The sequence below is a fragment of the Verrucomicrobiia bacterium genome, assembly GCA_019634635.1.
Taxonomy (GTDB): domain Bacteria; phylum Verrucomicrobiota; class Verrucomicrobiia; order Limisphaerales; family UBA9464; genus UBA9464.
This window is the reverse complement of record JAHCBB010000027.1, coordinates 1-13,999: the sequence shown is the minus strand read 5'-3', so window position 1 is coordinate 13,999 and position 13,999 is coordinate 1. Positions and strand designations below refer to the sequence as shown.

Annotated in this window: 11 protein-coding genes; all 11 read right to left on the bottom strand. The window is 61.6% G+C overall.

Annotated elements, in window-relative coordinates; genetic code table 11:
- Positions 1–196: 196 nt before the first annotated feature.
- Positions 197–1,843 carry a transposase gene (locus KF791_15725; GenBank protein MBX3734024.1) on the bottom strand — a complete coding sequence of 549 codons (1,647 nt, stop codon included), beginning with the start codon at positions 1,841–1,843 and terminating at the stop codon, positions 197–199.
- A complete protein-coding gene (locus KF791_15720) occupies positions 1,824–2,225 on the bottom strand; it encodes a hypothetical protein (protein ID MBX3734023.1) in 402 nt (133 codons plus the stop codon). The genes KF791_15725 and KF791_15720 overlap by 20 nt, the downstream gene beginning before the upstream one ends.
- A 293-nt stretch (positions 2,226–2,518) precedes the next feature.
- Positions 2,519–3,220 carry a M48 family metallopeptidase gene (locus tag KF791_15715; protein MBX3734022.1) on the bottom strand — a complete coding sequence of 234 codons (702 nt, stop codon included), beginning with the start codon at positions 3,218–3,220 and terminating at the stop codon, positions 2,519–2,521.
- Complete coding sequence (locus KF791_15710) at positions 3,213–6,482, bottom strand: type I restriction endonuclease subunit R (GenBank protein ID MBX3734021.1); 3,270 nt, start codon at positions 6,480–6,482, stop codon at positions 3,213–3,215. Before KF791_15710 ends, KF791_15715 begins: the two co-directional genes overlap by 8 nt.
- A gap of 19 nt (positions 6,483–6,501) precedes the next feature.
- Positions 6,502–7,152 carry a DUF4276 family protein gene (locus KF791_15705; protein MBX3734020.1) on the bottom strand — a complete coding sequence of 217 codons (651 nt, stop codon included), beginning with the start codon at positions 7,150–7,152 and terminating at the stop codon, positions 6,502–6,504.
- A gap of 3 nt (positions 7,153–7,155) precedes the next feature.
- Entirely contained in the window at positions 7,156–8,421 is a 1,266-nt protein-coding gene (locus KF791_15700) for an AAA family ATPase (protein MBX3734019.1), read from the bottom strand.
- A gap of 31 nt (positions 8,422–8,452) precedes the next feature.
- Positions 8,453–9,634, bottom strand: coding sequence for a restriction endonuclease subunit S (locus tag KF791_15695; protein MBX3734018.1), 1,182 nt, complete (start codon positions 9,632–9,634; stop codon positions 8,453–8,455).
- Between the two features lie 79 nt (positions 9,635–9,713).
- Positions 9,714–10,757 carry a virulence RhuM family protein gene (locus KF791_15690; protein ID MBX3734017.1) on the bottom strand — a complete coding sequence of 348 codons (1,044 nt, stop codon included), beginning with the start codon at positions 10,755–10,757 and terminating at the stop codon, positions 9,714–9,716.
- Positions 10,754–12,244: a type I restriction-modification system subunit M gene (locus KF791_15685; GenBank protein ID MBX3734016.1), complete on the bottom strand. Its 1,491-nt coding sequence runs from the start codon at positions 12,242–12,244 to the stop codon at positions 10,754–10,756. The genes KF791_15690 and KF791_15685 overlap by 4 nt, the downstream gene beginning before the upstream one ends.
- Positions 12,241–12,840 (bottom strand): restriction endonuclease subunit S, encoded by a 600-nt coding sequence (locus KF791_15680; protein ID MBX3734015.1) that lies wholly within the window; start codon positions 12,838–12,840, stop codon positions 12,241–12,243. The genes KF791_15685 and KF791_15680 overlap by 4 nt, the downstream gene beginning before the upstream one ends.
- 394 nt (positions 12,841–13,234) lie before the next feature.
- The gene (locus KF791_15675) at positions 13,235–13,930 is read right to left on the bottom strand and encodes a hypothetical protein (protein ID MBX3734014.1); all 696 of its coding nucleotides are present in this window, start codon (positions 13,928–13,930) and stop codon (positions 13,235–13,237) included.
- Between the last annotated feature and the right edge of the window lie 69 nt (positions 13,931–13,999).

The following is a 13,999-nucleotide window of genomic DNA, read 5'->3' as shown; positions in this document are numbered from 1 at the left end:
ACGGGTTGGCATCGCTTTTGGAGGGATCTGTCCGGGGCGCGCGGGGTCAGGGGTGTCGTTTGGGCTCTGGGATCGGGGTGTTGCTGGGGCGAAGGCGTGCGGGGGGTGCCGTTACCACGGACGAGGACGTGGCGACAGCGGCGCACTCTGGGGAGTCTTCGCGGGAGGGGTTCGGGGGTGGAGGGGCCCGGACGGCTCAGGGCGGACGTGGATTCACCAGGGGACTGAGGAAGCTTTCTTCCATTTGGCGGATTTTGGACAAGGCGCGCAGACGCGCCTCCGGCTCCAGTTCCAGGACCAGGCGGGTGAAGGTGAGCAGCGGCACCTGGGCGTAGGCGTGCCCCAGGTAGATCACCACGAACTGGTGTTCGAGATTGAGCTGACGTTGGATTTCCTCGGGGTGGCGGCCGGCCAGATCCGTACGCAGCTCCTTCCACAGTTGCCATTGGCGCAGCGTGTAGCTGAGCAGCACGAACACCACCTGGGCGCTGACCGCATTGAAGGAGCGGGAGTGGAAGTCGGTGAGGTCATGGAAGCATTTGAGCTGGCGGTGGCGTTCCTCGATGGTCGTGCGGCAGGCGTACTCCCGGGGCAAGCTCTGGGGATCGGCGAAGTCTTCGGTGGTCAAGAGAGCCCAGCCTTCCTGATGGCCGTCGGCGTAGGTTTCCCGCAGGACCACGACGTGGAGGGACACGGGGGCCTCCGCCCACTGGGGGCCCTTGATGGGACACAGCTCGCTGGCCGTGAGCACGGTGGCCGGATCCGGCGGCGGCTCCTGCGCCTTCTGCCGGGCCAGGGTTTTTCGGCGGGTCCGTTCGCGTCGCTCGATGACTTCGGGTCGCTGGGGAGCGGCCTTCAGGGGGCGACTCGGCACGATCCGGGGTTGCCAGGGCAAGGTTGCGGACAACGCCCAGGCGTCCTTCCACAGATCCATGTTCTTCTTGAGCGGGATGAGCACATCCACTCCCAGCACATTCTTGCAGTAGCTGATCCGGCCGCCGTCGATAAAGCCCCGGTCCAGGATCAACTTCTTGAGCACCCCGGGTCCCACCCGGCGCACGAAATTCTCCACCAACTGGTAGAGGATCGGTAACTCGTGGGCGTTGCCCGGCACGACCGCCACAGCGGCGTACACGTAGGACTCCCCCCGCAGATGCAGCAGACTCACCAGCTTGTAGCATCGCTCCCGGTGTGCCCGCCGGCGCTCCTGTGGCGTCAGTTGCTCGTAGTGAACCGGATGGTTGTGCTCGTCGAACCACAGGACCACCGAGCCCTCGTAGGCCGGGTTGTCCGGCACGAACAGATAACTGCCGTCCCCGACAAACACGCCCTGGGGATCAAAGAAGCCGTGGGCCTGAAACGCCTCCTGCACCGCCCCGTTGAACCACTCCTGCCACTGAGCCCCCGACACATCGTGAACAAACTTGCGCAAGGTGTCCTGATCGCAGGGACTCCGGCGGTCGTACTGGTTCTTGTCATTGAAGCCCGTGCAGTTCAGCGCCACTTCCCGGCTCTGCCGATCCAGGTGCTTGGAGGCCAGCGCCGGATCCAGGGCTCCGAGCAGCCCGCCGCACCGCACCACCCGCTCCGAGGCCAGAAAGGAATGTTCGCCGTGCAGCTTCAAACTCAGGTTGGCTGCCAGGATAAACCACCGGGGCACTTCCTCCTTTTTACGCGCCGTCGGCATCCCCTGCGCCAACTCCTCCAGCATCCGCTCTCCAAAACACAACTCGAAGAACGCCTTCTCGTCGGCCTGACCCAGGATCTCCAAACCATCGAACTCACCGCGTCCGAAGGCCTCCAGCACCCGGCGGGGATGGGGTTCAACCAGTTCCAGGTTCATCCGGGGAGGGGGCAGGCCAGGGTCGAAGTCGGGGCTCGGCCAACTGGTCAATCAGGGCCACCAAGTCCCCCGATTGCCTGACCAGACGCGCGCGGGCCAGCTGCCAGCGGCGATACTCCCGGGTCAGCGGACGCAGGCGGCCGCGTTGATCGAAGGGCACCGGGTACAGGCGGCTCTTTCCCGACTCGCTGCGGCTCAGGACCCAACAGGGGTGGAGTTCTCCGCGGGCACACCGGCAGCTGGGTTTGCCGCACTTGCGCCGCAACAGGTACAGGGAGCCCTGAACCATGGGCCCCTGGAGTTGGAGGGTGCGCAGCGTGCGCGCCATGGACTGGTAGATGCGCCAGAGCTCCTGCCGTAATCGGGCCTCAGGCTCGCTCATATCTGTAAGTGTTCTACAATGACAAATACAGACATCAACCAAAAATGACACCCCCCTCGCCGAATTCCGCTCGGCCTTTCAGTCCGTTTCCCCCACTGTCTGAATCGCAGGGACTCTTGAAGACAAGCCACCTCGGGTCAAAAGTAGTCAGTTTTCAACTGGCCACTCAGAACGGGTGCGTTAATGGTTGAAGGAGGAGGTTGAGGAGGTCCCTCGGCTAAAAGCTCCGACCAATCGTTGCTTATACAAGTTTGATCCAATCGCGCGCTGCGTGATTCTACGGCGAGTCAGCCTTACAGGTCCATGGATTCCAACCGCTTCTTCCTTAAGGTCCAATCCGGGCAAAGATTGCCGAGCTCCGAGTAAAAGGCGCTCCCGTGGTTGTGGTGCTTGAGGTGGCAGATCTCGTGGGCGATGACGTATTCGATGCACACGGAGGGGGTCTTGATGAGCTCGGGGTTGAGGCAGATGGTGCCGTCCTGGAGGGCACTGCCCCAGCGCTTGGGCATCCGCCGCAGGCACAACTTTGGCTGCGGCAGATGACGTTGGCGACACCACTCGGCCCACGAGGCAAGTCGCCGTTCGAATTGCAGCCGCGCCTGGCGGCGATACCAGGCTTCGAGCGCTTGTTTGACCGCGTTCTGATTGGCCGTTGGCGTCACGATCTGGAAGTAAGGACCTCGCAAGGACACTTCTTGCACCTCACCCTTCACGATCTTGAGGCGGTATTGACGGCCGAGGTAGCGATGGGTGGCCCCGTTCACATAGCGTAGTGCAGGCCGGAGGGCGTTCATCTCGGAGAAGGCGCGGCGCTGAGTCCTGATCCAACGTAGGCGCTTGGCGACGCGGGGTAGAATCGCTTCGAGCGGCGCCTGATCGGGAGCCGCCAGTTCCAACGTGCCATCCGGCAGTACGCTGATGGCCAGTGTCTTGCGTCGCGAGCGTTTGACCTGCGCCGGACCAGCGGCGGTGTCAATGATCTCGGGCCTAGACATCACTGGTACGGTGCATGGCGATGCGGATGACAGCCTCGATGATGGCATCCATCTGCGCGTAGGTCAGGGTGAAGCCCTTCTCCTTTTGCAGATCGAAAAGGAAATCATCCAAGTCGTTCCGCATGCGGTTCTGCGCATCCACGTTCTCCCTCCAGCGCACCACGGCATGCCTCCGGATGACTTGGTCCATGGCGACAGCGGCTTCGGCCAAAATCTGATCCGTGGGCAGCGTTGGACTCCTGGATTCGCCGCCGTAGGCAGAAGCATCTTCGCGCAGTGTGTTGCCGCCGTCTCCGTGCGACATTCCGGCAGCGGGTGCCATCTGTTCCTTGAGCGCGCCAAACAGCGCTCGCGACAGATCGTTCTGCTTCAAGACCTCGGGCACGTCCTTGGCATTGCCGCCGCGCACCTCCTCCATGATCTCGGTCACCTTGGCGAGATACTGCGCCTCGCTGATGCGCTGGGCCTTGTAGTCATCAATGGCCTGCTGGAGCAGGGCGGAGAGCTTGCGGTAGAAGAACGGGTCGTCGTCCATCCTCTCCGTGATCGTCTTCTTGGTGCGATTGGCAATGGTGTCGGCCTTGGCGCGCGGGGATTTGGCCTTTTCCACCTCGGCCTCGAAGGCTTCGCGCTCAAAGATGTTCACCGGTTCCACCACCTGGATGACCTCCTCCGCCTGCACGTAGGTGTTCAGCAGCTTCTGGATCTGCTTCTCGTAGTCGCGATAGTCAATCTCCTCCGCATAGCGCAGCTTCACGCTGGCCCGGAGCTTCTGGAAGAAAGCCGCGTCCGCCTTGTAGCGCTTCACTTGGGCTTCAGGCGCGGCGTTCACCCAGTGGATGCTGGACGAGGCTAGCTTCAGCACGCGGCTGAACTGCCACAGGCGCGTGTAGAAGTCCTCGCGCTTGTCCTTCTCTGCTAGCAGCACCTCAAAAGCTTCCTCGTCCTTCTTGTTCGGGATCTCCTTGAAGAGGTCCCACAGCGCGTCATGCAGGCCGGGCAGCTTCTTGATCTCCTCCGCGAGGTTCGTCAGCGTGCCTTCAAGGTCCTCCGCGTCGAACTGCTCATCGAGGCTGCTGTAAAGCTCCAGCGCCTCGTGCAGTTCCGTCACCACGCCGTAGTAGTCAATGATGTGGCCGTGATCCTTGCCGGGGTGCAGGCGGTTCACGCGGGCGATCGCTTGCAGCAGCGTGTGACTTTTCAGGCTGCGGGCGATGTAGAGCACCACATTGCGCGGCGCATCAAAGCCCGTGAGCAGCTTGTCCACGACGATGAGGATCTCCGGTTCCTCGCCCTTCTTGAAGGCATCGATGAGGCGGCGGTTGTATTCCTTTTCGGTGCCATACTTCTGCATAATGGCCTTCCAGAAGAGCTCCACGCTCTCGTCCTTCTCCGCCGTCGGGTGCTCCTCGGGATTCTCGATCTCCGTGGGGCCGGAGATGATGACCTCCGTGCTCACCTTGCCGAACTGGTCAAAGTAACCCTTCAGCAGCAGCGCCTCCTTCTTGCCCGGCGCGGTGAGCTGGCCCTTGAAGCCCGTGCCCTTCCACTGGCTGACGTAATGCTTCGTCACGTCCCAGGCGATCAGGTAGAGGCGGCTGTGCAGGCGGTTCAGCTCGTCCCGGGCGGCAAACTTGCGCTTCAGGTCGGCCTTCTGTTCCGCGGTCAGGCCTTCGCACAGCTCGTCAAACATCGTGTCCACAGGCTTGTCCTTCACCTCCTGCAGGATGTGGCGGCCCTCGTAGAGCAGCGGCACCACCGCCTTGTCCTCCACCGCGTCGCGGATGGTGTAGGCGGGCTCGATGAAGCCGCCGAACTTGGTCGCCGTGCTCTTTTCCTTCTTCATCAGCGGCGTGCCGGTGAAGCCGATGTAGCAGGCATTGGGGAGCGCCTTCTGCATCTGGATGTTCGCCTCGCCGTATTGGCTGCGGTGGCTTTCATCCACGAGGACAAAGACATCGTCCTTCAGGTGGCGCAGCTCGCGGGCGGCCTTGGCGGCGGCCTCGAACTTGAAGAGCACCGTCGTGATCACGGCCACGCGTTCATCACGCAGCAGCTCGATCAGATGCGCCCCGGTCTTCGCCTGCTGCGGATCCTTGCCGCACTGGTGGAAGGTCTTCGTGATCTGCTCGTCCAGGTCGATGCGGTCCGTAACGATCACGATGCGCGGGTTCGGGATGCTCTCATCCAGCGCCAGCGCCTTGCCCAGCAGCACCATGGCCAGGGATTTGCCGCTGCCTTGCGTCTGCCAGATCACACCGCCCTTGCGGCGGCCCTGCACGTCCCGCTGCTTCACGCGGTCCAGCGTGGCCTTTATGGCAAAGTATTGCGGGTAGCGGGCCACCTTCTTCACCGCGCCGCCCTCGTCGTAGAGGATGAACTGCCGCGCCAGCTCGATCAGCCGATCCGGACGGCACAGGGACCACAGCAGGTGATCCTGCGGCGTCGGTTCCCGCTGGTGCAGCATCTGCTGCTCAAAGGCTTCGCGGGCATGCGCAAAGACGCCTTTGAAAAGCTTCGCATGCTCTTCCGGCCGCACCGGGCTGTTCACCGCCTGACGCACGGCGACGGTCACGTCCTGCATCTCCCGCCATTTAGACCAGAACTTCAGCGGCGTGCCCGTCGTGGCATAGCTGCCGTCATTCTTGTTCAGTGCCAGCATCAGCTGGCTCAGGGTGAAGAGCTGCGGGATGTTTTCCTCCTGCCAGTTGCGCACGCTCTGGCTCATCGCCTGCTTCAGCGAGTCCTTGGCATCGGGCCGCTTGCACTCGATCACCACCAACGGGATGCCGTTCACGAAGCACACGATGTCCGGCCGCCGGGTCTCATGGCTGCCGGTACGCTCCACCTCAAACTCCGCGGTGACGTGGAAGACGTTGTTCCGCGGGTTCTGCCAGTCGAGGTAGCGCAGGGTGAACCCCTTCGTCTCCTGCTCGATGGTCTGGTCCAGGCTTTTGCCCAGCGTCAGCAGGTCATAGACCTTCTCGCTGGTCCGCACCAGGCCTTCAAAGGGGATGTCCCGCAGCGCCTCGATGCCCTTGGCGATGTTTTCCTCCGAGAACGCCACTTCCCGGCCTTTGAAGCTGATCTTGTTCAGGCGCTTGATCTGGCCGGCCAGAACCCTTTCCAGAATGACACGCCCCAGCCGGCCTTGGCGCTCCACCGCGCACTCCTCCGGGCTCAGGTAGGTGAAGCCGAGCTGCTGGAGCAGCCGCAGCGCGGGAATCTGGCTGATGAGGGCTTCTTGGAAGGACGGGGTCATGAAGTTGGAATCTTCACCGTCAGTCTGCGGCAAACGCCAACACCGTGGCCATGAATTGATTGAAGCTGGGAGACCGATTCTGATCGGCCTGCATGTGCGGTGTGATGTTCTGCGCCCAGTTGCATTTCTCCTGACCAATCCGCATCCATCCCTCCTTTTTGAGCGATTCGGAACCGCCGGGGTAAACCGCATCCGCCAGACACTCCCACGTTCCGCAGATGGAATCCTGTTCGTAATTCGTCATCACCGAGTTCTTTGCCGTTGGGTAAGCGGCCCGAATCGCGGGCTGATCCCCAAGAAGCCACGCCTCACCCTCCTCAATGGCTAGGCAGAAGGCGTGGGCCGGGCATGGGCGGATGGTGGTTGTCAGAGCTTTGAGTTCCTTCTCAAAGCCAGCCTTGTTCCGATCATCCAGATCACAGACGACGATCACCACCGCAGGAGAACTTGCAGAGGCTTTTCCATACCCGGCCAGCAGACGCGGGAGTTGGTCCAGAAGGATGCGTTTGCTCGCATCCGCTGACGGCTTCATGCCTTTTGGAATGCGGCCGATGCCCTTGTAAGGATGCACCCTGTAGGTGTGAGCGCCTTCGTCGGGCAGCAGTTTCGGAAGCAGCAGTTCCAGCATCTGTTTGCCAGACTGGTCCTCTGTGAGGAACTCGAAGTGCATGGCCTATTTGCTGTCGAGATAGTCGCTATACCAAAGGCCACCGAGGGGGAGTTCCTGTTTGACCATCTCCACGACCACCGGATCGGCGCTTGCCCGGCGGACGGTGGAGAAGCCATCCTTTTGCTTTTCTAGAATCCAGACTTCTTCCGGCGCCAAGGCATCCACAAAATAAGGTTGGTGAGTGGTGATGAAGACCTGCGAGCTACCCCTATGGCCGGTGGCATGGGTGCGGAATTCATTTGCCAAGGCGGCCAGCAGCTTATGGTAAAGACCGTTTTCCGGCTCTTCGATGCAGATGAAAGGAGGCGGGTCCGGATCTTCCAGCATCAACAGATAGGCAAAGACTTTCAGCGTTCCGTCAGACATCTGCTGCGCATAAAATGGATCTTCAAACCCGAGGTCATTAAAACGCAGCAAAAGGCGTCCATCCGCGCTTCTCTCCGTGTCAATCCTCTGAATACCAGGGATCCTCTTCGCGATCCGGTCCAGGATGCGCTGAAAGCGCCCTTTGTGCTCACGCTCCATGAACTGTACAACATTGCCCAGATTGTCGCCGTGCATGTTGAGGTGCTTCTGCGGCCCGGCTAGTGGCAAGCTGCGAGCGGCATCGGGCGTGAAGTAGCTCAAATACCAGCCTTCAATGAAGCGCCGGAAGGCGGCGATGCGTGGATGCTGTTTGAGCGATCCCAGCGTGGCCACGCCAAGCATCCGCGGGCTGTCCAACTGCACCTCCTCGTTTTCCGCACTCTCATGCTTGGCACTCTGGATCACGTCTTCAATGTCCATCGTCTCCTGCTGCTGGCCTTCATACTCGCCCTTCCAGGCGACTCCGCGTCCGCCGGAGAGCCACAGGAAGGAGTAGGGGCGACCGCTGCTCTGCCCTTTCCGACGCTGCCTGAGACGCTCCCTTGCCACATAGGGGCGCTCGTCGCGCTTGTTCACATCGATCGAAAGTTCGTAAGTGATGGGACGATTGTTACCGTCTTCACGGTAATACACTTCAAACTCGATCGGACCGTCGCTCCCTCGCGAGTGAATCCGCTCAAACCCGCCTCGCTGCCTCATGTCACAGGCCTCCTCCACCCCGTGCTTGAGGCAGTCGGCGAGAAACCCGAAAGCATCAAACAGGCTGCTTTTTCCGACACCGTTTTGACCGATGACGACGGTCATGGGAGTTAGCCGCTGGTTGTGGTCGTTCCAGAGCTTGCCCAGTTGCACGTCTTTTAGCGTGCGGAAGTTGCGAATGCGGAATCCTTCGATGAGCGGCATAGCGTTAGAATCGGTGGCTGGTGAATGAAAGTCACTCGACGGTTACTCGAACTTTTCCCGTCAGGAGGCGCTGCATCAGGCCGCGCTTTTGCTGGTCGAGGGCGGTGCGTTGGGCGCGGAGGAGGATGAGTTGCTGGTCGGCAGTATCGAGGATGGCGGCGATGTGGCGCTGCTCGTCGAGCGGAGGACACGGGAAGGTGAACTCGGCAAGGTCCGAGAAGTAGATTCGGACACGGACGCTGCCATTGCCGCCACGCGTCACAAACGATTGCCACATCCACGATTGGCGCAGGTGATCGAGGTAGGATGGCAGGAGCATTCCGGGATGACAGCGGAAGACCACGTAGTCACCGCTGACCATCACGGTTTCAACCCCCTTCCAGCGAGCGATGGAGCCGATGTTGATTCTCATAGGGTTGTAGGCAAACCAGTCGGTTTCAACTTGTTTGCAACGGTCGAAGGATTCGCCCTTCACATGGTCACGCATGGGCACGACCCCTTCAGCCTTTGTCACGCCAAAGAGCCTGTCAGTCCCCATCCGGCCCTTGTTCTGATCTGCGACGTTCTCGGCCACATCGCCCAGCGCGACCTTCTTCCACTTGCCTTTGAATCCGGGAACTCGTTTCTTGCCGGTGATGAGCTGCTGCATGAGGGCCTTCTTGCGGCGCTCCTGGGCTTCGATGAGGGCGTCGAGCTGGGTCATGGCATCGTCCCACGTCGTCAGGATGTCGGCGATTCTGCGTTGTTCGGGGAGGGACGGGAGATCAATCACAATTTCACCGATTCTGCTACCATTGACTGACGGAACTGCTCCCTCCTGTCGAAACCTGCCCAAGTCCACGGTAAGCATGAACTGATACAGATAGTGGCGGTCAACGTTTTCAGCCTCCAGGGCCATCATATTATTGTCGATAATCGTCGGCCGTGTGAGCATTCGCCGTTTGTTAGTCAGCATGGCACCTCCTACCTTGGCAAAGACGATTGAGCCTTTGGGCTGCGCTTTGGCCTTGAGCTTTCGTCGAACTTCTTCCGTTACCCAGTTGTTGGCATGAACCACATGCCTTTCGTTGCCGGGTAGATTCAGGTCACTCACCTTGATAAACGGAAAGTCACCTGATTCAATTCCTTGGTAAGCATCTGGGAATCCGGAACCACCCCCAATCTTGGCAATTTCGCCCAGCGTCGTTGTTTTCCAGCCGTGCAGCTTTTTCATACCCACAACTCCTCCAGGTAAGCCGGCAGCTTCTGGCGCACTGCGGCGATTTCGGATTCGAGATGTGTGATGTCTGCCTTCACGCTTCCTCCCCTCTCTCCGCGGCCTTTTGCTGGGCTTCGAGGCTCTTGGCAGTCTCTTCCAGCGCACGGAAGTCCTCGGCGTCGGCGGCCATGCGTTCAGTTTCCCGGCGGCGACCGTCGAACTCCTCGTAGCGTTGGGAGACGATCTCCTTCATCCGCTCGTGGCTCACCCGGCCCGCTCCCTGGAGCACGGGGCGCTCGTTGAATTCCAACATCCGATCCACGTTGGTGCGCCAGTAGTCGAGATCGAGCAGCTTCCCGGATTTCACCCGCAGCTCGGCCTGTTCCAGGAAGATCACGGTGAGACGGTTGAGGGTGTCCACCTCGTCGGCGGTGAGGTAGTTCTTGGCGACCAAAATGTCGGTCTTGCGGACCCGCGAACCGCTCCACGACTGGAGGTTCATGTTGGGCAGCGCCGGGTCGGCCCGCTGGAGGACCAGCTCAGCGGCGGTTTGCCGGGTGACGGCAAAGAGCATCTTGTTCTGGATCTCGGCGAAGAAGCGGGCGGACTCGGCCGGGTCGTCGCGGTAATCGCGGCTGAGGGCCAGGAGGTCGCGGACCTTCTGGTAGAAGCGTTGCTCGGACGCCCGGATTTCCCGGATCCGGGCGAGCAGCTCGTCGAAGTGATCCCAGCCGCCGCCGGGATTTTTGAGGCGTTCGTCGTTCATGACGAAGCCCTTGACCAGGTATTCCGCGAGGTGGGCGGTGGCCCACTGGCGGAACTCGGTGCCGCGGGGGGAGCGCACCCGGTAGCCGACGGCGAGGATCATTTCCAGCCGGTAGAGCTTAGTGCGGTAGTTCTTGCCGTCGGCGGCAGTGATTAAGGATTTCTTAACAACTGAACCATCCGGCAACTCCTTTTCTTTCAGGATGTTGCGGATGTGGATGTTGACGTTGGCCGTGGTGGTTCCGAACAGGTCGGCAATCTCCGCCTGGGTCAGCCAGACGGTGCCGCCGTCCACCCGCAGGGCGAAGTCGGGCCGTCCCTTTCGGCCGGGATAGAGGACCACCGGCGGGGCCGGGTCAGGGGCTGGGTTCATAGTCCGAGTTCCTTGAGGTAGCCGTCCATCTTGACCCGCACGGTGGCGAGTTCGGATTCGAGGCGGGTGATGTCGGCCTTCACGGCATCGAGGTCGATCTCGGCCTCTTCCTCGAAGGTATCCACGTAGCGGGGGATGTTGAGGTTGAAGTCGTTGTCGGCGAGCTCCTGCGGGGTGGCGCGGTAGGCGTATTTTTCGACGGTCTGGAAGGCGCGGTAGGTGTCCACGATCTTCTGCACGTGCTCCTCGGTGAGGACATTCTGGTTCTTGGCCTCCTTGAACTCACGGGAGGCGTCGATGAAGAGGACGTCGCCCAGGGTCTTTCCCTTGTTGAAGATCAGGATGGCGGCGGGGATGCCGGTGCCGAAGAAGAGATTGGCCGGCAGGCCGATCACGGCCTCCAGCAGGTTTTCCTCGATGAGGCGCTGGCGGATTTTGCCCTCGGCCGCTCCCCGGAAAAGCACGCCATGCGGGACGACGACGCCGACCTTGCCGGTGCCCTCGCGGGCGGTCTCGATCATGTGGGTGATGAACGCGTAGTCGCCCTTGGACCGGGGCGGCAGGCCGCGGTGATAGCGGTGGAACGGGTCCTTCTCCGCGTCCTCGTGTCCCCATTTGTCGAGGGAGAACGGGGGATTCGCCACGACGATGTCGAAGCGCATGAGGTGGTCCCCCTCGATGAGGCGGGGATTCCGCAGGGTGTCGCCCCACTCGATGCGGAAGTTGTCCATGCCGTGGAGGAACATGTTCATTCGGCAGAGGGCATGGGTGGTGCCGTTCATCTCCTGGCCGAAGAGGGCGAAGTCGCGCTCATCGGCCTGACGGCCCACCTTGATCAGCAGGGAACCCGAGCCGCAGGAAGGGTCGCAGATCGTCTGCCCCTTCTTCGGCGCGAGCAGCCGGGCGAGCAGGCTGGAGACCTGGCCGGGCGTGTAGAATTCCCCCGCCTTTTTGCCGGCATCGGAGGCGAAGCGCTCCAGCAGATACTCATACACGTTCCCGATGACATCCTCCTCGCCCACGCCGGAAGTCCGGAGGTCGAGCCGTTGGTCGGCAAAGTCCTGGAGCAGGAGCTTCAACCGTGCGTTGCGGTCCTTGGTTTGCCCGAGCTTCGATTCGGAATTGAAGTCCACCTCACGGAACACGCCTTCCAGCTTGGACTTGTTGGCCTCCTCGATGCCGGCAAGGGCGACATTCATGCGCTCGCCGATGTCAGCCTCATTGCGCAGGGCGTAGAGGGAGTAGAAGTCGCAACCCTCCGGAAGCTGGAAGCGCTCGCGGGCGAGGCGCCGGCGCACGCGCTCCGCGTCACCGTGGTATTCCTTCAGGTAGGCGTCGCGATGGACGCGCCACACGTCGGACATGTATTTCCAGAAGAGCATCACGAGGATGTAGTTCCGGTAGTTCTCGGCATCGACGACGCCACGGAACGTGTCACAGGCGCGCCAGGCGACGTCGTTGATCTCGGATTGATTGATGCGGTTCATTTTTGGGCTGGATGGGCGAGTTTCTTGGCGGCTTGGAGGAGCTGGCCGGTGGTCAACCTGGCTCTCAGGGTGGCGATTTGCTCCGTCAGGCTGCGTTCTGACAGCTGCAGCCGGGCTGCCTCCGCGATCTTCTTCTGTGTTCCCAGGGGCGGGAGCGCGATGCCGAGGGTCTTTAGCGCATCGCTTTGGATAATTTTCACGTGGGTGCCCGTGCGGCGTTCGTCGAAATGCCGGGCGGCCTCGTCACTTCGGAGATACCAGGCCAGGTAATCCGAGAGCAGCACCTGAGGGTCGGGGCGAAGAATGAAGAACTGGGCCCCGGCCAGGGCATCCGCGTGGCTGAGTTCGAAGACGCAGGCCGTCGTGCGAGCGCCGCGGTTGGGGAACAGAACGTCACCCGGTCTGAGCAACAAATCGGCGCTGACGGATTCTTCAGGATCGATTCGGTCGAACTGATCCGTCAGCAGTTGGCCGTCATGTGAGATGTCGCCAATCCTGACCAGCTGGAACCGCCCGTTGGGGACGGGACGGGTCGCGTCCCGCCCCCGCAGGGTGGCGCCCATGCGGATTTCGGCCATGGAGCCCAGTTCGGTCATGCGTTTTGAAATTGGATTCCGCACTCAAGGCGACTTGGAACAAAGGCTCTGCGAACTCTCGCTTGGCCGCCTTGTTGCTCAACTTGGATCCAGCATACTAGCTAAGTGTGCTCTGTCAACTATTGATTTTAGTCACACTTGGTAATCGTGAAATGCACCATAGCGTCCCAAAGTCATGCTGAGCGCGAGGCGCCGGAATTCGAGGGCGGGCTTGGAACTGACCTCATGGGGGCTGATACGGCTCATCAGCGAAGACTTCAAGCCGATGAACCGAATGGGCGGGCGATCTACGGTCAGCGAAGGCGGTGGTCGAGCATTTCGGCCTCCCGTGCGACGCTCTCCTCACCACAGGAGGACCGTGGAGGACTTTGAGTCACTTCTTCGCCGCTCCCAGTCAATCCACCACCTGCCGCAGGAGCCCGTTGGCCCGGGTGAGTTCGAAGGTGGGGCGGCCGGGTGAGACGGTGTTCACGAGGTCGGTGACGGCGCCCAGGGCGTCACCGAGGCGTTCGCGGTCTTTGGCCCCCAGCTTCACCGTGTCCCAGCGGTCCATTTCGCCGGAGGCGGTCAGGGCGCGGCGAAGGGCTGCCTCGGGGACATGCCCCTGCATCCAGGCGGTGAAGACTTCGACCACGGCGGCGTTGTGGTGGCTGTCGAGGACGTCCTTCAGACGCCAGAGGCTCACCGGATGGTGGCCGTTGTACAGGGAACAGAGGAAGCGGCGGAGGTGGACAGCGCTGTGGGTGTCGGGGTCCCGGGCAATGGTGTCTGCGGTCTGGCTGAGGGCGACCTCGGCTTTCGACCTGGCGACGGCGGCTGCCTCCATGTGTGCGGCGGACTGGAAGGATGGGGCGGCCAGAACGGCACTCAGGAGGGTGCGGACGGCTTCCGGTTGGGCGCCGGTGAGATCGGACCGCCAAGGGCGGCCACCTTCGGCAGGGATTGCCGTCAGGCGACTCCCCGTGATGCGCAGGGATGCGCGTCCATTGGAGTACTCGCCGGGGCCGGTGCGCTCGAAACCGTGGGCTTCCAGGATCTCACGGAACCAGGATTGCTCGGCGATGGGTGGATGGGCGATGTCACCACTCATTCCTGGTCATTACCATGGATCGGGACAGCGCGCATGCATGAAGGCGGAATGAGTGAGGAATGACGGGGG